The sequence below is a fragment of the Pseudoalteromonas sp. AS71 genome (assembly GCF_038900275.1).
Lineage (GTDB): Bacteria > Pseudomonadota > Gammaproteobacteria > Enterobacterales > Alteromonadaceae > Pseudoalteromonas.
The window spans coordinates 23,227-44,532 of sequence record NZ_JBBMQZ010000005.1 but is presented as its reverse complement, the minus strand read 5'-3'; the positions used below and the strand labels follow the sequence as shown (position 1 = coordinate 44,532).

At 38.5% G+C, this 21,306-nt stretch carries 19 protein-coding genes; 15 read left to right on the top strand and 4 right to left on the bottom strand.

The window, feature by feature from the left end:
* Positions 1-19: 19 nt before the first annotated feature.
* The 3 genes from WNY98_RS05000 to lolB all read right to left on the bottom strand — a co-directional run bounded on the left by WNY98_RS05000 (position 20) and on the right by lolB (position 2,503).
* Positions 20-967, bottom strand: coding sequence for a ribose-phosphate pyrophosphokinase (locus WNY98_RS05000; protein ID WP_007583957.1), 948 nt, complete (start codon positions 965-967; stop codon positions 20-22).
* 88 nt (positions 968-1,055) lie between these two features.
* Complete coding sequence (gene ispE, locus WNY98_RS04995) at positions 1,056-1,913, bottom strand: 4-(cytidine 5'-diphospho)-2-C-methyl-D-erythritol kinase (protein ID WP_342877301.1); 858 nt, start codon at positions 1,911-1,913, stop codon at positions 1,056-1,058.
* A gap of 2 nt (positions 1,914-1,915) precedes the next feature.
* Complete coding sequence (gene lolB / locus WNY98_RS04990; protein ID WP_024598309.1) at positions 1,916-2,503, bottom strand: lipoprotein insertase outer membrane protein LolB; 588 nt, start codon at positions 2,501-2,503, stop codon at positions 1,916-1,918.
* Between the two features lie 83 nt (positions 2,504-2,586).
* On the opposite strand from lolB, the gene hemA reads away from it, so the two are divergent.
* The 14 genes from hemA (at position 2,587) to WNY98_RS04920 (ending at position 17,895) form a co-directional block, all read left to right on the top strand.
* On the top strand, positions 2,587-3,843 hold the full coding sequence (hemA, locus tag WNY98_RS04985) for a glutamyl-tRNA reductase (RefSeq protein WP_024605248.1): 1,257 nt from the start codon (positions 2,587-2,589) through the stop codon (positions 3,841-3,843).
* 7 nt (positions 3,844-3,850) lie between these two features.
* Entirely contained in the window at positions 3,851-4,936 is a 1,086-nt protein-coding gene (prfA, locus tag WNY98_RS04980) for a peptide chain release factor 1 (RefSeq protein ID WP_024597763.1), read from the top strand.
* Positions 4,937-4,938: 2 nt separating this feature from the next.
* Positions 4,939-5,778 (top strand): peptide chain release factor N(5)-glutamine methyltransferase, encoded by an 840-nt coding sequence (prmC, locus tag WNY98_RS04975; protein WP_342877300.1) that lies wholly within the window; start codon positions 4,939-4,941, stop codon positions 5,776-5,778.
* Between the two features lie 54 nt (positions 5,779-5,832).
* Positions 5,833-7,377: a DUF3369 domain-containing protein gene (locus WNY98_RS04970; RefSeq protein ID WP_342877299.1), complete on the top strand. Its 1,545-nt coding sequence runs from the start codon at positions 5,833-5,835 to the stop codon at positions 7,375-7,377.
* 29 nt (positions 7,378-7,406) lie between these two features.
* Complete coding sequence (locus WNY98_RS04965; protein ID WP_342877298.1) at positions 7,407-7,781, top strand: SirB2 family protein; 375 nt, start codon at positions 7,407-7,409, stop codon at positions 7,779-7,781.
* Positions 7,782-7,928: 147 nt separating this feature from the next.
* On the top strand, positions 7,929-8,756 hold the full coding sequence (locus tag WNY98_RS04960) for a tetratricopeptide repeat protein (protein WP_342877297.1): 828 nt from the start codon (positions 7,929-7,931) through the stop codon (positions 8,754-8,756).
* 14 nt (positions 8,757-8,770) lie between these two features.
* Positions 8,771-10,024: a DUF819 family protein gene (locus tag WNY98_RS04955; protein WP_290193219.1), complete on the top strand. Its 1,254-nt coding sequence runs from the start codon at positions 8,771-8,773 to the stop codon at positions 10,022-10,024.
* A gap of 9 nt (positions 10,025-10,033) precedes the next feature.
* Positions 10,034-10,888 (top strand): 3-deoxy-8-phosphooctulonate synthase, encoded by an 855-nt coding sequence (gene kdsA, locus WNY98_RS04950; protein WP_024600663.1) that lies wholly within the window; start codon positions 10,034-10,036, stop codon positions 10,886-10,888.
* A gap of 121 nt (positions 10,889-11,009) precedes the next feature.
* A complete protein-coding gene (locus tag WNY98_RS04945; protein WP_024600664.1) occupies positions 11,010-11,912 on the top strand; it encodes a transcriptional regulator GcvA in 903 nt (300 codons plus the stop codon).
* 2 nt (positions 11,913-11,914) lie between these two features.
* Positions 11,915-12,550: an alpha/beta family hydrolase gene (locus tag WNY98_RS04940; RefSeq protein ID WP_342875369.1), complete on the top strand. Its 636-nt coding sequence runs from the start codon at positions 11,915-11,917 to the stop codon at positions 12,548-12,550.
* 19 nt (positions 12,551-12,569) lie between these two features.
* Positions 12,570-12,938, top strand: coding sequence for a DUF423 domain-containing protein (locus tag WNY98_RS04935; protein ID WP_024600666.1), 369 nt, complete (start codon positions 12,570-12,572; stop codon positions 12,936-12,938).
* 17 nt (positions 12,939-12,955) lie between these two features.
* Positions 12,956-14,041, top strand: a complete 1,086-nt coding sequence (gene rlmM / locus WNY98_RS04930; protein WP_342877296.1) for a 23S rRNA (cytidine(2498)-2'-O)-methyltransferase RlmM — start codon at positions 12,956-12,958, stop codon at positions 14,039-14,041.
* Positions 14,042-14,057: 16 nt separating this feature from the next.
* Positions 14,058-17,366 carry a hypothetical protein gene (locus WNY98_RS04925; protein ID WP_342877295.1) on the top strand — a complete coding sequence of 1,103 codons (3,309 nt, stop codon included), beginning with the start codon at positions 14,058-14,060 and terminating at the stop codon, positions 17,364-17,366.
* A gap of 1 nt (position 17,367) precedes the next feature.
* A complete protein-coding gene (locus WNY98_RS04920) occupies positions 17,368-17,895 on the top strand; it encodes a hypothetical protein (RefSeq protein WP_342877294.1) in 528 nt (175 codons plus the stop codon).
* A 73-nt stretch (positions 17,896-17,968) separates the two neighbouring features.
* Here WNY98_RS04920 and cysZ read toward each other — a convergent pair whose 3' ends face one another.
* Entirely contained in the window at positions 17,969-18,697 is a 729-nt protein-coding gene (gene cysZ / locus WNY98_RS04915; RefSeq protein WP_024600670.1) for a sulfate transporter CysZ, read from the bottom strand.
* A gap of 293 nt (positions 18,698-18,990) precedes the next feature.
* Between cysZ and WNY98_RS04910 the strand changes: the two genes are divergently transcribed.
* A complete protein-coding gene (locus WNY98_RS04910; RefSeq protein ID WP_342877293.1) occupies positions 18,991-21,243 on the top strand; it encodes an EAL domain-containing protein in 2,253 nt (750 codons plus the stop codon).
* Positions 21,244-21,306 lie beyond the last annotated feature (63 nt).

Below are 21,306 nucleotides of genomic sequence, written 5' to 3'. Positions count from 1 at the left end.
TACTCAGGAATGCTTAACTTTAGTGTTCAAACATCGCTGAGATAGATTCTTCGTTACTAATACGACGAATAGTCTCTGCTAACATGTCAGCAAGCGTAAGTACCTTAATTTTATCAAGGGCTTTAAGCTCGTCAGATAGCGGAATCGAGTCAGTTACAATTACTTCGTCAATCATCGAGTCACGTAGGTTTTCTGCTGCTTTACCCGAAAGAATAGGGTGCGTTGCGTATGCAAATACGCGCTTAGCGCCATGTTCTTTAAGTGCTTCTGCGGCTTTACATAACGTACCACCGGTATCAATCATATCATCTACGATAATACAATCACGACCTTCCACGTCACCAATAATGTGCATTACTTGAGAAACGTTTGCTTGAGGGCGGCGTTTGTCAATGATTGCTAAATCGGTATCGTTTAGTAGTTTTGCAATTGCACGTGCGCGTACAACACCACCAATATCTGGAGATACAACAACGACGTCTTCAAAGTCGCGTTCTTTCATATCTTCAAGTAATACAGGGCTGCCAAATACGTTGTCTACTGGTACATCAAAGAAGCCTTGGATTTGTTCAGCGTGTAAATCAACCGTAAGAACACGGTCAACACCCACACTTGATAAGAAATCGGCAACAACTTTAGCGGTAATTGGAACACGGGCAGAGCGTACACGACGGTCTTGGCGCGCATAACCAAAATAAGGAATGACGGCAGTAATACGACCTGCAGACGCACGACGTAGAGCATCAACCATAACGATAAGTTCCATTAGGTTATCGTTTGTAGGGGCACAGGTTGATTGCAATATAAAAACGTCCGAGCCACGAACATTTTCATTTATTTGAACACTGATCTCACCGTCGCTAAAACGGCCAACAACAGCATCGCCTAATTCAATATATAAACGTTTTGCAACTTTTTGAGCTAACTCAGGTGTTGCGTTACCAGCGAAGAGCTTCATGTCAGGCACGGTAGGGTTCCTCAGGCACTGAATATTTGGACTAACGGGCAATGATAAATACCACTGCGGGTTAACTTATGATTACTTGTACGTTACTTCATTGATCGAATATGGCGGTTAACTCCGTATGAGCAGGTGAGACATTTGCGCTTGAAGCCACAAAACCCTGCCAATTATGGGGGAGATTTTCAAGTACATCTTGTGCTTGAACTTGACTAGCAAATTCGACAAAACAACATGAACCTGTCCCGGTCATCTTCGACGGTGCGTATTTTAGCAACCACTGGAGGGTTTTTTCAACCTCGGGGCAAAGCTTTTTAACTAAAGGCTCACAATCGTTGGTTAAAGTATGGTGTTTCCAATCGCCTATTATTTTTGGTGTGTCGCGTTTTAAATCGGGATGTGTAAATATTTTTGCGGTACTTACATGTTGGTTTGGGTGTACAACGCAGTACCATTTTTGTTTAAGTTTTACTTGGTGTAATTTCTCACCAATACCATGCGCTATGGCGCTTTGCCCTTGTATGAACACCGGAACATCAGCCCCTAATTTAAGTCCTAATTGGGCTAGGATTTCTAAATTTAGTTCTAATTTCCATAATTTATTTAGGGCTAATAAAGTACTTGCAGCGTCGGATGAGCCACCTCCAACACCTCCGCCCATCGGTAAGCGTTTAATTAAATTTATTTTTACACCCAAAGAGGTTTTACTGTGTGTTTGTAATAATAAAGCCGCTTTATAGATGAGATTATCATTTAGGGGTATGTCTTTAGTATCACCACCGACAGAAATACTGCCATTCGTTGTTAGTTCAAAATAAAGCTCATCACCAAAATTTAAAAAAGTAAATAAGGTTTCGAGTTCATGATAACCATCTTCTCGGCGAGCATTAATATGTAAAAATAAATTGAGTTTTGCCGGAGCAATCAGTGAAAAAGAGGTTTTGTTATTCATATTTATTTAAATTGCCAATCGTAGAGTTGAATTTTTATTTTTATTTGTTGATGCTTTAACGTTAGTTTGGTTGGTAACCAATAGCCTGCGTTTTGTATATAAGTGCCGTAATCTATTTGCCATTTTTTACCTGTGTTATCAAACCATAACACTTGCTTTGCACGGCCTAGCTCATCAACGACTAAGCTTTGATCGTCAATGGTGCCTTTAAGCCAATTGTCGGCGTTATCAACCGGGAGTGTAAAACCCGTTAAACGCTTTAAAAGCTCTGCAGCATTAGTATCAAAGTACTCATCGCCGTCAAACTCTAATTCAGCACCATTTGCTGTTTGTTTAAGTGACAAAATACGTGTACCAATAAAGGTAGTTAGTATTAAATTATTGGAATTTGTTGTTTGCTGCCAATTTAAGTTTGCAGATTGACGCTCTTGTGGACTAATAAACGCGAGTTTACCCTCGACCTGCCAAGTTTTTTGAGCAGCTAAACGTGGTTTCCAATCATCATAAAGTGTTGTTTTTGTATCAATTTGATGAGCACAGCCACCTAAAAACAAAAAAAACATGAATAAAATCAAATATTGTCTAATCAAATGTTGTTCCTTACTTTCCATATTCCGCTGATTTTTGGTAAAATTACCGCCTTTGAAGTAGGGCTCAGCAATATTTGGCAAATATGACCATAATAGCACTAGGTATAAATCACAAAACCGCATCCGTAGAATTACGTGAAAAAGTGGCTTTTTCGCCTGAGCAAATTTCAGAGGCGTTGCAACAATTAAGCGGCCATGCCGACTTTAATGAAGCGGTTATTGTATCTACCTGCAATCGAACCGAGATCTATTGTAGCCTCGCTCAGCAAAATTCCCAAACACTGTTGACTTGGCTTGCCAGTTTCCATGGTTTGGATGAACATGAACTGAGTAATAATATTTATTGTCACGAAGGTAATGACGCTATTAACCACTTAATGCGCGTAGCGTGTGGGTTGGATTCTTTGGTGTTAGGGGAGCCGCAAATTTTAGGGCAAATAAAACAATCGTTTTTTAGCGCTAAAACCCACGATGCTGTAGGTGTTACTTTTGATAGATTGTTTCAAAAAACATTTTCGGTGGCTAAACAAGTTAGAACCGAAACAAATATTGGCGCAAGTGCTGTATCGGTTGCATTTGCAGCTGTTAATTTAGCAAAACATATTTACGGCAAGCTTGATAAAACAAACGTTTTATTAATTGGTGCGGGTGAAACTATTGAACTGGTGGCCAAGCATTTATATCAAAATGAGCCACAAAACATTACCGTTGCGAACCGAACTATTGAGCGAGCTCGAAGCTTAGCTGACGAAGTGTCGGCGGATGTAATTGCTTTAGCGCAATTGCCAGAGCGTTTACATAAAGCCGATATAGTGATTAGTTCTACCGCCAGTACTTTGCCTATTATTGGTAAAGGGGTGGTTGAGCAAGCGCTTAAGCAGCGCCGTCACAAGCCCATGCTATTTATAGATATTGCGGTTCCGCGCGACATAGAAAGCCAAGTAGGTGAGCTAGATGCTGCCTATTTATATTCCGTTGATGACTTACAAACCATTGTAAGCGAGAATATGGCAGCGCGTGAGCAAGCTGCACAGCAAGCGCAAATAATTATTACTGAACGCACCAAAGAATTTGCAATGTGGATGCGCTCACTCGATTCGGTAGATTTAATCCGCCATTATCGAAATGATGTACAAACAATTAAGTCAGAACTTGTAGAGCGTGCTGTTAGTCAGCTTAATACAGGTAAAGATGCAGAAAAAATTATATTAGAGCTCGCCAATAAATTAACCAATCGCTTAATGCACGCGCCTACCCGTGCAATACAAGACGCAGCGAAAAAAGGTGAAGTGGCGCAGCTAAACCAGTTGAAAAAAATGTTAGGTATTGATCAGGAATAACCGTTAAATGAAAGAGTCTGTTTATAATAAATTAGAAACCTTAGTAGAGCGTTACGAAGAAGTACAAGCGCTGCTAAGCGACCCGTCGGTCATTAGTGATCAAAATCGTTTTCGTGGGCTTTCAAAAGAATATTCTGAGCTTGAAGAGATTGTAAAAACGTTTTTAACTTACAAAGAAACGCAAGATGATTTAGCCAGTGCAGAAGAAATGCTTAAAGATTCTGACCCTGAAATGCGTGAAATGGCGCAAGAAGAATATAAAGAAGCTAAAGCGCAAATTTTGGTAATTGAAGATCAAATTCAAGTATTAATGTTGCCAAAAGATCCACGAGATAATAACAACGTATTTGTTGAAGTACGTGCTGGAACAGGCGGTGATGAAGCGGCTATTTTTGCTGGCGATTTATTTCGTATGTACAGTCGTTATGCAGAAACTAAAAAATGGAAAGTAGAAGTTGTGAGCACCAATGAAGGTGAGCACGGTGGTTACAAAGAAGTTATTGCAAATATTAGTGGCGAAGGCGTTTACGGTCAATTAAAGTTTGAATCAGGTGTACACCGCGTACAACGTGTGCCAGAAACCGAGTCACAAGGGCGAGTTCATACCTCTGCATGTACTGTTGCGGTAATGGCGGAAGTACCAGAAGCCGAAGCGATACAAATTAACACAGCAGATTTAAAAGTTGATACATTTCGTGCATCGGGCGCAGGTGGTCAGCACGTTAATAAAACAGATTCTGCTATTCGACTTACACATATACCTACCGGTGTCGTGGTTGAGTGTCAGGATCAGCGTTCACAGCATAAAAACCGCGCTAAAGCGATGTCGGTACTTGCAGCACGCTTGCAACAAGCTGAAGATGAGAAACGCCATGCGGCAGAAGCATCTGAGCGTCGTGATTTAGTAGGTAGTGGCGACCGTTCTGAGCGTATCCGTACTTATAATTACCCACAAGGTCGTATTACCGATCACCGTATCAACTTAACACTTTATCGTTTAAATGAAGTGGTAGCGGGTGATTTAGGCTGTGTTATTGACCCATTAATGCAAGAGCATCAAGCTGACTTATTAGCGGCTATGGGCGACGAGTAGTCGTGAGCCAAACTCTTGAACAAGCTATTGCTGCAGGCGCTAATTTATTAGCACCTAGCAGCGAAAGTGCTAAATTAGATGCACAAGTTTTACTTTTACATATTCTTCAAAAACCTCACAGTTACCTTTTCACTTGGCCAGAGCATGAACTTAACGCTGAGCAACAACAGCAATTTAATACATTTTGCCAAAGGCGTTTAAACGGTGAACCTGTTGCACATATTACGCGCCAGCGTGAGTTTTGGAGTTTATCGCTTGAAGTTAACGCAACAACCTTAATACCTCGACCAGATACCGAAACGTTAGTAGAACAAGCACTCGAAGTGGCTGTACCTGCTACAGCTAAAGTGCTTGATTTAGGCACCGGTACTGGTGCAATTGCGTTGGCACTGGGTAGTGAAATGCCTGATTGGCAAATTATTGCAGTAGATAGAGTAAGCGATGCTGTTGCACTTGCTACACGTAACCAGCAGCGATTGGCGATTAATAACGTACACGTTAAGCAAAGCAACTGGTTTAGTGAGTTGCACGGTGAAAAATTCAACCTAATTGTCACTAACCCACCTTATATTGAAAGCAGTGATATACATTTAAATCAGGGCGATGTGCGCTTTGAGCCTTTGTCGGCATTAGTGGCTGATGATTGCGGAATGTCTGATATTAAACAAATAATTACACAATCACGTGACTATTTGTTATCTAGTGGCTATCTTTTAATAGAACACGGTTTTGAGCAAGGTGAAGCTGTTCGTCATTTTTTCAAAAAAATGGCATTTGTTAATATTAAAACAGTGAAAGACTTTGGTAATAATGACCGTGTAACGTTTGCACAGTGGCCCTAAAGAATAATAATTGCTTACTAGTGCGTTAAATAATGCCATGAAGGAATTTCGACTATGATGGGTGATTTTTTATTTTCAGATGAGCCAGAAGAACCAATCAATGAGATTGAACTTGGTACCTGGAAAGTCTTAATCGTTGATGACGAACCTGAAGTTCATGCTGTTACAAAACTAGCGTTGAGTGATTTTGAGTTTCAAAATAAACGTTTAGAATTTATCAGTGCTTATTCGGGAGCTGAAGCCAAAGAGCTTATAAAAGAGCATCCGGATGCCGCAATTGTGTTACTTGATGTTGTAATGGAAACCGACGACGCTGGTTTGCAAGTTGCTAAATTTATTCGTGAAGAAGCTAAAAATAATCATATTCGAATTATTTTAAGGACAGGTCAACCTGGTCAAGCCCCTGAACGACAAGTAATTATTAATTATGATATTAACGATTACAAATCGAAAACGGAGCTAACGGCTCAAAAATTATTTACAGTCATTATGTCGAGTCTGCGCTCGTACCGCGATATTATTTCAATAGAGCAGTCACGCGAAGGGCTTGAGAAGATAATTATAGCGTCTCGTGATATTTTTTCTGCGCATTCAATAGAGCACTTTATTGAAGGCGTTATGCAGCAATTAACATCTTTATTGGGTATTGCTGATCAAGCTATGTATGCAACTACTTTAGTTGCACAAAACCCGGAAGCACAAAATAATAAAAAGCTAATTGTTTGCTCGGGTACCGGTGACTTTGAAAAAAGTGAAGGTAAAGAGCTCGATGAGGTATTACAAGCTGAACAGTTAAGTGCATGCCATCAGGCGCTTAATGAAAAAAGTATTATTTATAAAGATAATTACTTATTTGCGTATTGTAGCAGTGAGTACAATCATAATTCGATGCTGTTTATATCGGGGATCCCAAAAGATTTGACAGATACTCAGCGTCATTTAATCAAGATTTTTTCTCAAAACGTGCAACTTGCGTTTGAAAATGTACAGCTCCAGTCTGAAATAGAAGCAACGCAACAAGAGCTTGTTTATAGATTAAGTGAAGCGGTAGAGCAACGATCAACCGAGACAGGCAATCATGTTAAGCGTGTAGCGCATATTTGTCATATTTTAGCTCAGGGTTATGGTTTATCTAAGCATGATGCTGATTTAATAAGATTGGCGTCGCCTCTTCATGATGTAGGTAAAGTGGGCATTCCTGATGCGGTATTAAATAAACCAGCAAAGTTAGAACCTCAAGAATGGGAAGTAATGAAAACCCATACTGATAAAGGCTATACTATTTTAAAAGACTCTCCCCATGAAATTGTGAGTACAGGTGCAATTATTGCAAAAGAGCATCATGAAAAATGGGATGGGTCTGGTTACCCAGAAGGTTTAAGCGGTAATGCAATCAATGTATTTGGTCGCATAGTTGCACTTGCTGATGTATACGATGCACTTCGCCATAAACGATGCTATAAAGAGCCTTGGACTTTGCAAAATGTAGTTGATGAAATTAACGCTCAAAAAGGTACTCATTTTGAACCAAAATTGGTTGAAGTATTTAACGAGAAGCTTGATGAGTTAGAAGCGGTTCTTAGCCGTTTTCCTGATTAAATTTTTATAAAACAGAAGTACAGGGGCATATGGATTATTTAGCAGTAAAGCATTCACACATGGCAATTGCGATGTTGAGTGTAATTTTATTTTATGTTCGCGCTTTTTCGCGAATGGGTAGTGGCAATATAGCAAAAAATAAAGTGGTAATGATTGGCAGTCACAGTATAGATACTTTGTTATTAGTGTCTGCACTTACGCTTATATTTATGGCTAAAATAAACCCATTTGAACAATATTGGCTCTTGGAAAAAATAGTTTTAGTGGTTATATATATTGGTATTGGGGCTAAAAGCGCCAGACAAACTAAAATGACGGCTAAAATTACTTACATTTTGGTTAATACCGCTGTTATTTTAGCGATAGGTTATTTAGCGACGTCTAAATCAGCTTTTTTGCTTTAAAATACCTGACTATTTGAGCTTTATAATTATTTTATAAAGCTCAAATAAGACTCCTTTTCAGAAAATATTCAAAAACTCCTCTATATTGGTATATAGCTTTAAAGTTAGGTAAACTACGCCTTCGTTTTCTAAAATGTTGCAGTATTAATGACTACCCTCGGGTTTGACGAACACGATGAATCTTATCTTGATGATGCTTACGATGAATTTACACCTCCAGCAATTTACCGCTGTATTAAAGCAGAATCAAAATGGGACCCTCAAATAGATTTAACACCATGTTATGAGACTTTAACTGACTTTGAACAGCAAATCTCAGCGCTGTGTCTAAAAATGAGTGATGAGCACGATCGTCTCGAAAAATTATTAGATATGTTTTACAGCGATTGGCTATTTAGTGCCTCAGGCTTAAAAGTGCCTGAATATAAATTAAATACATTAAGTTATACGCTTTCTATGCGCAGTGGCTCACCTACCACACTGGCAATTATACTTTGTCATTTTTTACAACAAGCTAGCTTTGACGCAAATCTTAGTCTTACGCAGGGTGATGTTGGTGTACATGTGGCGATTAGTGATGAAGAAGGCTACATAATAGAGCCAAGCAGTGGACAACAAAGCTGGTATATCATCCCTGAAAATGCAGATGAAGATGATGGCCAAGAACAAGAGCCTCTAGAGCTCATTTTTGATGACGAAGTATATAAGTTATTTTTAGCTCAACAAAAATGGTCTTTCATTAGCGAAAACAAATTTGGTCATGCTTTGACCTGTGTAGAGATGCTAATGGAGCTAATAGGCGACGACCCGTATGAGAGACGCGACAGAGGTTACTTATTAAATCAGCTCGGTTGCCCTAAAATGGCACGTGATGATTTACAGTTTTTTATCGATGAGTGTCCGGACGATCCTGCAATAGAGATAATTCAACACCAGATAGAAGAACTAGAAGATAATAATAAAACGCACCATTAAGAATAGGAATAATTATGGTTGAAACTCAAAGCGCATTAATTACAAATGATGCCGTTGTGCTTGGTTTACTTGCTGTTATTTTGGGGTTTATTTTTAAAACCTCAAACAGTGAACGTCCAGCTTTAAAACGATTTTATAAATATGTACCAGCTTTACTACTGTGTTACTTTTTACCTTCGTTATTAAATACATTTGGTATTGTAGATGGTAACAAATCCAATATTTATTATGTGGCTTCACGCTACTTACTGCCTGCTTGTTTAATACTGCTCACCATTAGTATTGATTTAAAAGCGATTATTAATTTAGGTCCTAAAGCGCTCATTATGTTTTTAGTGGGGACATTAGGTATTGTTATCGGTGGGCCATTAGCTATTTTAGTAGTGAGTGCATTTGATCCAAGTATTGTTGGCGGGCATGGACCTGATGCCGTATGGCGCGGTATGACAACCGTTGCGGGTAGCTGGATCGGCGGTGGTGCTAACCAAGCATCAATGAAAGAAATGTTTGAAGTTGGCGGTGATATATTTTCTGTAATGATTACAGTCGATGTAATCGTCGCGAATATTTGGATGGCTGTTTTATTGCTAATGGCAGCAAACCACAAAAAGATTGATGCAGCTACGGGTGCCGACACGAGCGCAATTGAAGATCTGAAAAAACGGGTTGAAGCCTATCACGCAGAACATGCACGCATTCCTACTCTTAACGATTATATGACGCTGCTTGCAATTGCATTTGGTATAACCGGTTTAGCACATTTTTGTGCTGACTTTTTAGGTCCGTACTTTGGCACTACTTATGAATGGGCAAAAGAATATAGCTTAAACAGTAAGTTCTTTTGGCTAATAGTTATATCGACAACGATTGGCATAGGCTTATCGTTTACTAAAGTTAGACAAATAGAAGCGTTTGGCGCTTCAAAGGTAGCCTCTAGCTTTTTATATATTTTAGTCGCATCAATTGGTTTGCACATGAACGTAACCGCTATCTTCAATAACCCTGGGTTATTTTTAGTTGGCGCAATTTGGATGTTAGTGCATGCAAGTATAATGTTACTCGTGGCTAAACTTATTAAAGCTCCGTTATTTTATATGGCCGTAGGCTCTCAGGCTAATGTGGGCGGCGCAGCGTCTGCACCTGTTGTAGCATCAGCGTTTCACCCGTCATTAGCGCCAGTTGGTGTTCTGCTAGCTGTACTTGGCTATGGTGTGGGTACTTATATGGCTTATATTTGTGGATTAATGATGCAAGCAGTTGCACCGTAAGGAATTTAAATGAAAGACCAAATTATTAAAATTAATGAAATTGAGCTAGCAAACAACAAACCGTTTGTATTGTTTGGTGGTATTAACGTATTAGAATCTCGCGATTTAGCTATGCGTGTTGCAGAGCATTACGTAGAAGTAACGACTAAATTAAATATTCCTTATGTATTTAAAGCGTCATTTGATAAGGCTAACCGCTCTTCAATCAATTCGTACCGTGGTCCAGGTATGGAAGAAGGTTTAAAAATATTTGAAGAGATTAAAAACACGTTTAAAATTCCACTTATTACTGATGTACATGAACCGCATCAAGCAGCGCCTGTTGCTGAAGTTGTTGATGTAATTCAGTTACCCGCTTTTTTAGCACGTCAAACAGACTTAGTTGTGGCGATGGCTAAAACAGGTGCAATTATTAACGTGAAAAAACCACAGTTTTTAGCGCCACATGAAATGCGCCATATCATTACTAAATTTAATGAAGCGGGTAATAATAACATCGCACTTTGTGAGCGTGGCTCTAGCTTTGGTTATAACAACCTAGTGGTTGATATGCTGGGTATGGATGACATGAAAGCAATGGCGCCTGTTATTTTTGATGCAACACATGCACTTCAGCGCCCTGGTGGCCGAGCTGATTCTGCTGATGGTCGTCGTGCACAAGCAGCAGAGCTTGCACGCAGCGGTATGGCGCTAGGTATTGCAGGTTTATTTATTGAGGCGCATCCAAACCCTAACGAAGCTAAATGTGATGGCCCATGTGCGCTAGCGCTTAGTAAGTTAGAGGGGTACTTAACGCAAATGAAAGCGGTTGATGATTTAATTAAAAGCTTTGCTCCACTTGATACAAGTGCAAGCGATTTATAATTAAGCATGATGTTTATTAAAAAGCGACTCAGGTCGCTTTTTTTATGCCTTTAATATACACAAACTTATATGATGTATATAATCTCACGCATAAGAAAAACTAATTCTAAGCTTGGTTATTATGTCAAGACGGGTACCTCCACTAAACGCATTAAAGGCCTTTGAAGCGGCTGCGCGTCATTTAAGTTTTACTAAGGCAGCAGAAGAGCTTTATGTAACGCAGGCGGCAGTAAGTCATCAAATAAAAACACTTGAAGAGCATTTAGGTTTAAAGTTGTTTTTACGTAAAAACCGCTCATTATTATTAACTGAAGAAGGCCAAGGCTATTTTTTAGATATAAAAGAGATTTTTACTCAGCTTATTGATGCCACTGAAAAGCTATTAGCCCGTGGTGCAAAAGGCTCATTAACAGTAAGCCTAACGCCAAGCTTTGCTATTCAGTGGTTAGTGCCTCGTTTGAGTTTGTTTAATGAGTTGCACCCTGAGATAGATGTGCGAATAAAAGCGCAAGATCAAGATGAAAACTCACTGACTGATGACGTAGATATTGCTATTTACTATGGAAGAGGTCATTGGAATGGCGTACAAGCGTACAAACTTCATACTGAATATTTAGTACCACTTTGTAGCCCTATGTTATTGAGTGGGCCAAAGCCGCTTGACCAACCAAGTGATTTAGCGCATCACACCTTATTGCATGACACCACACGTAAAAACTGGAAAACGTGGATGAAAACTGCAGGTGTGCGTAACATCCAGGTAAATCAAGGGCCTATTTTTAGTCACTCATCAATGGTGTTACAAGCTGCAGTACATGGGCAAGGTGTGGCAATTGGTAATAGTGTATTAGCTAAACCCGACATAGATGCAGGGCGTTTGGTTATTCCGTTTAATCACAGTCTAGAAAGTAAAAATGCATATTACTTAGTGCTTCGCGAATCGCAAACAGAGCTTGGTAAAATAGTTTCGTTTAAAGAGTGGATGCTGAGCTTAGTAGAGCATGAGCAAGAACATGAGTATTAATAATGATTGAATGGTTTAAAAGCACCGCACAACCTGCAATTGCACAGTTTATATTTGCGCATGGTGCAGGTGCTGGTAGCGATTCTGACTTTATGCAACACATGGCAAAATTAATAAGCGAGCAAGGTGTTGATGTTGGTTTATTTGATTTTGAATATATGCAAGTTGCCAAACAAACCAATAAACGTAGGCCTCCTGAGCGAGCGCCAAAACTACTTATTTATTATGAGCAAGTGCTAACGAAGGCGCAGCCAGATTTACCGTTATTTATAGGCGGTAAATCGATGGGCGGACGTATGGCATCAATGCTTGCGTGCAGCACCGAGCAAAAACTTTCGGGTGTTATTGCATTTGGTTATCCATTTCATCCGCCGGGTAAGCCAGAAAAGTTACGCACCGACCATTTTGCTGATATTGTTTGCCCTTTTTTAGTATTACAGGGCGAGCGAGATACATTTGGTACACGTGAAGAACTGCTTACTATGGAAATGCCAAAACAGCCTTTAATCACATGGCTGCCTGATGGCGATCATTCATTAAAACCACGTAAAAAAAGTGGTGTAACTGAACTGCAAAATAGAGAAACAGCAGCACTAAGTGCTGTTGAATTTATTAAGCAACAAGTTGAGATGTGTTAAAACTCGATTAGGGGGTTAAATGATTAAATTATTTTTAATGACCGGCAGTGTTTTTTGTATGCTCTCGGTTATGTTAGGTGCATTTGCTGCCCATGGTTTAAAAAGCCGTTTATCGGAGTATTCATTAGGGGTTTTTAAAACAGCTGCTGAGTATCAAATGTTGCATGGCCTTGCACTTATTGCGGTGGCTATTTTAATTAAATGGGGCATAAATCTGAGTTGGGCTGGTGGCTTTTTCATAACTGGCACACTACTTTTTAGTGGCAGTTTATATTTACTCGCTCTAACAGATATGAAGTGGCTAGGGCCGATAACACCGCTTGGTGGATTGTGCTTTATTATTGGTTGGATTGTTATTTTAGTGCAAGTTGCACGATTTAAGTTTTAAAGAGTTTAAGGGTTAATATGTCTAGTGTTGTGATTTATTGTCGTAGTGGTTTTGAAAACGATGCCGCTGCTGAAATAACGTTTCATGCTGCAGAGCAGGGTTTTGCAGGGTATGTAAAAGCAAAGCCAAATACAGGTTATGTTGTTTACGAATGTTTTGAAGCGCATCACAGCGACGAAATAATCAAAAAAGTCGATTTTAAAAATATGGTGTTTGCACGCCAATGGTTTGCCGGTACATTACTTGAAAACATGCCAGTAGAGGACCGTGTAAGTGTAGTAGTTGAAGCTGCTAAAGATTTTACATTGTGCTCAGAGCTACGTGTAGAAACACCAGATACAAATGAAGGCAAAGAGCTTTTAACGTTCTGTAAAAAAATATCAACGCCGCTTAAAAAAGCCCTCGAAAAACAAAATACAGTACTGCGTGAGCCAAAAGCAAACCGTCCAGTAATGCATGTCATGTTTTTAACAAACAATACGGCTTATGTTGGTTACTCGTATAGCTTTAATAATTCTCCATTTTTCATGGGTATTTTACGCCTTCGTATGCCAAGCGATGCACCGAGTCGTTCAACGTTAAAACTCGATGAAGCGTTTAATGTATTTATTCCTGAACAGCAACGTGAATCACGTGTGGCAGCAGGTATGCGCAGTGTTGATTTAGGTGCATGCCCGGGTGGTTGGACTTATCAGCTTGTACGCCGTGGTATGTTTGTAAGCGCGATTGATAACGGTCCAATGAATGACGATTTAATGCAAACTGGGCAAGTTAAACATTTTAGAGCCGATGGTTTTAAATATCGTCCAGAAAAAAGAAATATTACTTGGTTAGTGTGCGATATGGTGGAAAAACCAACCAAAGTGACTACGCTAATGATTGACTGGGCAGTAAATGCATACGCAAAAGAGTTTATATTTAACTTAAAACTCCCTATGAAAAAACGCTTTGATAGTGTTTATGAATGTCTTTCGATGATAAGAAAAGAGCTTGAGAAACAAGGTATTAATTACGAGTTACAAGCTAAACATCTATATCATGATCGTGAGGAAATAACCGTTCATTTAAACGTTACTAAGGTGCCACAAAATTTGTATAGTTAATATGTAGAGGCTAAAAGTGGTAAAAAACAATATTAATAAATGGCTAAGTTTACTTTTTTTATCACTTTTAATCACAGGTTGTGGCGGCGGCGGAGAAGGTAGTGATTCAACTACGCCCTCTGGTAACGCTGCGCCCAGTGTTACGCTCTCTGTTAGTAGTAACGTTATTGCTTCTAACCAATCATTTACTATTACTGCGCTTGCAAGTGATAGTGACGGACAAATAGCCAACTATCAATGGCAACAACTTAGCGGCCCTGAGTTTACGTTCACCTCTAACGGTAACACGCTTACCGCCACTGCACCGAGTGTAACCACTGACACGACCTTTAGTTTTTCAGTTACTGTTACTGATAATTCAGGTGCTACTGCACAACAGGTATTTTCAGGCATTATCACTTCTCAAAATAATGCACCTACAGTTAATATTACAGGCCCAAGTAGTGCACTTGCTAACGGACAGGTTAGTTTGGTTGCTAACGCTCAAGATACAGATGGAACAATAAGTAATATTAATTGGATTCAGTCTGCTGGGGACAATGTTGAGTTTACACAAGCAGATGGAGTCCTTAGTTTTACTGCTCCTAATGTATCTGAAAATACAACGCTAGGTTTTAGCGTAACCGTAACTGACAATGCCGGTAAAAGCGCTCAAGCGAGTAAAACGGTTTTAATCAATCAAGTAAATAGCGCGCCAACAGTTATTGTTACAGGCCCTGAAGAAGCTGAAAAAGGCGTTAGTGTAACCTTAGTTGCAGATGCACAAGATAGTGACGGGAGTATTAACAGCATAACTTGGCAGCAAATAAGTGGCCCTGTAGTTGAACTTATTCAAGCAGAAACAAGTATTAGCTTTAACGCGCCTACTGTTGCACAAAACACCAATGTTACCTTTGTAGTAACTGTAACAGATGACGATAACGCAACAAATAACGCTCAAAAAACAGTTATGATATTAGCACCAAACAATCCACCAACTGCAGATGATGTAAGTATTAGCGTGCAATATAATCAAGCCACTGAATTTAGTTTAGTTGTTAGCGATGCTGATAACGATAGCGTACAGATTGACTTTGGTGATGATTTAAATGGTGCGCAAATTAGTGTTATTGATGCCCAAGCCTTACGTTTTAGTTACACACCTCCCGCAAATAGTATCACTCCACAAAGCTATACGTTAACGGCGACTGATACCAAAGACACAACCGAATTTGTACTAAGTATTACCGTTATTGATTCAACGCCCGCTACGATTAGTAATGTAACACCACAAAATAGTAATGAACCAGTATTTGTAGATAGCCCTGTTAGCATTACATTTTCAGATATTATGCTTGTGAGTACTTTAGCCGTTAATTCTAGTAATGGTACTTGTACTGGAAGCATACAAGTGTCAGCAGATAACTTTACTACTTGCTTGGCTTTAACTATTGAAAGTTTGTCGGGTACTACCAGCGACACAAGTACTTATTTTCATACTGTAAATTTAAGCGCAAGCTTTGATGAAGACACTCAATATATTGTTCGTGTTACAGCTGATTTAGCTAATTTTGATAGCACAACTATTTTGGCGCAAACTGCCACCTCGTTTACAACTTCTAGCCAAAATATAAAAATAACAGAGCTTTCATCTGTGCAATTTAGTAACGACTTACCTTGGGTTGAACTTTATAATGGCACCGGTGCAACAGTAAATTTACAAGACTACTCTCTTAAAGCTCGCAGTATTAATATGTCAGATAGTACGCTGAGTGATGAGCAAGTATTTGCGCTGCCTGATAAAGAGCTTTTAAATGGCGCCTATATTATTTTACAAAGTCGCTTTGGTGATGACTTTTTAGCAAGTGCGTCATTAAATAATACAAAGCTTGTACTTGTTGGTAACGCGAATGATCAAATTAGGCCTTATTGGTACATAAATGGTTTTGCAGAATTACTTAATAGTGCGAGTACACAAACTATCGATTTTGTTAAGTTTGGAAATTCAACCCAAGAGCCAGTAACAGCCTCGCAGTGGCAAGGAGAAAATGCTGCACAAATACTGCCAGAGCAGGGCGCCAGCTTAAAGCGTGCGCTCGGCGCAACCGATACCAACCAAAATACAGACTGGAACTACTCAGTATTCAACACTCCGGCAGGGCCTAACGATATAACTTGCTCAATAGATGATGATAAAGACGGTATTCCAGATTGCGCAGAGACAGAGGGAGCAACATTTGCTGGGCTGCCTCTGTATGAATGGGGGGCGCGTACTTCACAAAAAGATATATTTATTGAAATAGATTATATGGATAGTAGTGATGTTGGAATAACGCCTCATCGAACTGCACTTGAAAAAATTGTTAGTGTATTTGCAAATAAAGGCTACACCGTTCATTTTGATGTAGGTGATTTATTTGATCAAAATAGCGATATTGCGCCGGAAAACTTTGATTTAGGTGGCGGAAATGTTGTCCCTTTTAATAGCTATACTCCGTTTGAGTACGATTTAAGTAGCCCTAATTTATTTACTTATAAAATGGAATATACCGATATAACCCGCAGACCCATTTTTCATTACTTATTAATGGCAAGTAGTGGAAATGAAGATGGCAGTATTAGTGGGTCGGGTATTGCTGAGATCAGCGGTAATGATTTAATGGTAACTATGGGAGGGTGGGGCTTAACTTTGGATACACAAACAGCAACCAATGTAACTTATAATTATCAAGCATCAACTATCTTTCATGAGCTAGGCCATAACTTAGGCTTATACCATGGTGGAGATGAAGAGATTAACTTTAAGCCTAATCATTTAAGCTCTATGAATTATTTATATCAATTAGCGGGTTTATCAACAATAGGTAATAACGAAGGCGATCGTTATTATGAGCGCTTTTATCCAGGCAATGTTAGTTGTGATATTACACCAAATACTAATAGTCATTTAGGCTCTACAGATGATTTTATTATTGATTATTCAAGTGGTAGTTCAGCAGATTTAAATGAGAGCACAATACTTGAAGCACAGGGGTTAAATCGAAATGGCTCACTACCTGTTGATTTTAACTGTAATGCAATTAACACTGAAAGCTTAACCAGCTTTGATACTAACCAAGATAATACAATATCAATACTTAGTGATGTAGATGAGTGGAACATGCTTAATTTGCAGTTTTATATGCAAAGTGCAGGTAATCGATTTGGGGTACCAAATACCAATAATAGTAAGGTGTATAATTTACAAAGCTCGCCTACGTATATTGAAACGCTGCCCAGTTATATAAAAGAAGCGCAACCAAGTAGTGCAATTATTGCTGAGTTAAAAGCAATTAAAGAGCATTAATATGACACTAGGGTTAGGGTTAAGTATTAAGTTTATTGTTTGTAGTAGTTTTTTAAGCTTACTAATAGCGTGTAGCGATACTAACAATGCACGTGAATGGTTACTAAAAAATGACAATTTATATTATAAAAATACAGCTATTGACTGGCGAGTTGAATCAGTAGAGGGCTGTAAGACATGCGTGATAAGCCAAGATGTTGTTTATCAGCCTGAAGGCATTAGTAGTTATAATACGTTAATGCAGAGTCAAAATTGGGTGGCGGTACATGAGTTAAGTAAAATCAATGTTATCCGTTTAAAGATGCCTGATCAAACACCTTACTTATTCGTAGAGCGTATAAACGAGCGAACACTAACGCTGTTTAACCAGCAGCAAAACTACAGTATAAAAATAGGTGAAGTTACAGCCGTTAATTTTAACAATCAGCGCTTTAGTATTTTGATTAAAAACTTCGAAGAAGTAGATAAACAAAGCGTTGCATTACCAAGGCGTGCATCGCTTGAATTTATTGCTTTAAAAATAGATTAAAAAAAGCACCTTAGGTGCTTTTTTATCTCGGGTGCGGTGACCTTTTAATATTGAAAAGTCAGCAACCTATTAATTAACTGCGGTATTTTGACCGATAATTATCGACCCACAAACGTGTTGCACCACACACAGCTACAGGCATAACTATTAAGTTTACAAAGGGTATAGCGGTTAATAACATAACGGCAAAACCAAACCCATATGATAAACCTTGCTTAGATTTTAAATCGTCTTTCATCTGCTTAAAGCCAATTTTATGGTTATCAAATGCATAGTCTTCATACTGCACCGCATACATCCAGCAGGTAAATAAAACCCATAGTATTTGACCTATGACAGGTAAAACCCAAAGAAGTATAAAAAAGCCAATAGCGCGAGGAAGGTAATAGCACAGCTTTGTCCACTCACGGGCAAGCATTCTAGGTACATCTTTAACTAATTCGGAAAAACCGTCATCATTAATTTTTTGACCCGTTAAATAGAGCTCAACTTTTTCACTTAATAAAGCATTAAAGGGGGCCGCAATAAAATTAGTGATTACAGTAAAGAGCATGCTGTAGCTAAATAATACGACTAATACTGCAATTGGCCACATTAGCCATTCAAGCCAGCTTAACCACTCTGGCAGCATATTATTAATGTAGCTAAAGCTATCACTTAGCCATCCAAATAAGAAAAACAACGAGCTACCAAATAGTAAAACATTAATTAAAAGTGGGATAAGTACAAAACGCTTTAACCCTTTTTGGCTAATTAATTTAAACCCCGAAAAAAAATATTCCATACCTTGTGTGATCTGCACTGTAACCTCAAAAAATATTTATCACTAGCTACAGTATAAATAGCTTAATAATTTTGAACAGTATTTTTAAGTAACAAAGTGTTAGCTTTAATGTTGCGGTTTTGGTTATATAGTACCTACAGGTGTTTAGTAATATGCAATTATGATTAATCAATGTAGATCAGGTTAGTTTTTTATTAATAAAAGAATAAACTTACTAATCATGACTATACTGAACTTTACTACATAGAAAAAAGCATCTGCATGAGACTTTTTGTTGTATCAATATGTATAAATAATGCGAGCGAGTGGAAATGGGTACGGATCGGTTAAAAAAGTTATTATCTCACCAGCAAGGCATTTTATCTAAAATTGCATTAGGGGTACCCTTAAATGAGGTGCTTACTGAAATTTGTTTATCAATAGAGCAGATTATTGATGATGAGTCTGCAAGGTGTTCCATTTTATCAATTAAAGGCCAGCAGCTCTTTCATTGCGCAGCCCCTAATATTCACCCAGAGTACTGTGAATTGCTTAATGGTATTTACATAGGGCCAAAAGTCGGCTCATGTGGTACTGCAGCATTCTCGAAGACGCGCACAATTGTAGAAAATATTGAAACCTCACCGCTGTGGGAGGACTTTAAAGATTTAGCGCTAAAGTTTGATCTTAGGTCATGTTGGTCAACACCTATTTTTTCGACTCAAGCTGATTTGTTAGGCACCTTTGCTATTTATCACAGCACACCTAAAACCCCATCAGAGCAAGATTTAGAATTAATAGATTTTTTTGTACACTTTTCAAGTATCGCTCTTGAGAAAAGTAACGAATTTGAGAAGGCAAAACAGCTTGTCGTTAATTTACAGCACAGTAATGAAAAATTTAAAGCCTTCACCAAAGTAATGCCCGATCTCATCCTCATTTTAAGTGAAGATGGCACATATACCGATGTTTATGGTACCTCTAATGAGTTGCTGCTTGATTCGTCGACGGATCTTATTGGTCAAAATGTTAAAGACCTGCTTCCTCAAAAAGATGCGCAGATGATAATTGACGTTATTGAAAAAACACTTTCGACTAACGAGATGCAAATTTTTGAGTACGAATTAGATGTACCAAAAGGAAATATAGTTTTTGAGGGACGGGCTGCGGTTTTAGATCATTACAATCCCAATAGCCCTACAAAAAGACATGTAATATGGATGGCCAGAGATATTTCAATAAAGAAAAAAGCTGAGCAAGAAGTTCACAAACTCGCCTTTTACGATCCATTAACTAAACTTCCCAATAGAAGAATGCTTAGTGACAGATTAAGCGCGTGTGTAGAGAGTATCAAGCGCAATAAAAATATAGGGGCGTTATTATTTTTAGACCTAGATAACTTCAAGCGTATTAATGATTCACTTGGGCACAGTGCCGGGGATGAAGTACTTGTGGAGCTATCAAAAAGGTTAAGTGCAATAATAAAAGACTCAGATACACTAGCCAGAGCGGGTGGTGATGAATTTATTATTTTACTTAAACACATAGGGCAAGACACAAAGCAAGCAATCCTAGAATGTAAATCAGTTGCTCAAGAAATTCAAAGAGCTTTTCATGATAAATTCGAATTGGGCAACCTTGCATTCCAAGTAAGTTGTAGCATAGGTATTTGCCTAATTGATAGCGTAAATGCACAGGCTGGAAATATATTAAAATTTGCAGATACAGCTATGTATCATTCTAAAAATAAGGGGGGGAATAGCAGTAGCTTTTACGATCCAGCCTTGCAAACACTGCTTGAAAAGCAAGCAGAACTAGAAACCGATATAGTGAGGGCAATTGCGTCTAATGAGTTTTGTGCTTACTTTCAGCCACAAGTAAATACGCAAGGTAACGTTGTTGGTGCTGAAGCACTCATTAGGTGGAACCATCCTCAAAGAGGGCTGATAGCGGCAAACGAATTTATACCTATAGCTGAGCAATACGGTCTTATTCAAAAACTACAAAATATTGTTTTGCATGATATATGTATTTTAATTAATGAACTGAAAGCAAACGCTATAATTGACAACTCGTTTAGTGTTTCAATTAATATTAGTCAAAGTCAGTTCAATTCATCAAATTTAAAAGGTGAGTTGTTTAACATTATTAATAAATTTGATATTCGAGCATCACAAATTAAGTTAGAAATAACTGAGTCAATGCTCTCTAGCGATATAGATTATACAATTAGGCAAATGAAAGAGCTCATTGCTGCTGACTTTTTATTTTCGATTGACGACTTTGGAACAGGGTATTCATGCTTAGCTTACTTAAGTGCGTTTCCTGTTAAAGAATTAAAAATAGATAAGAGCTTTGTTGATAAGATTTTAGATAATGAGATTGGCTTTAATATCGCACAAACAATTATCAGTCTAGGTAAAAGCTTAAACTTAGTGGTCGTTGCAGAAGGCGTAGAAACAATAGAGCAGTATGACTTACTTACAAAAATGAATATTGATACTATGCAAGGCTACTTAGTTGCAAAGCCTATGGATAAAGAACGTTATTTAAAATGGCATAGGGCTAATAGCAATCCGCAATAATACTTAATCGTTTAGAGGGATTAAACCTGGCGGTAACTGTGTTAAAAATTCTGCCTTGTTATC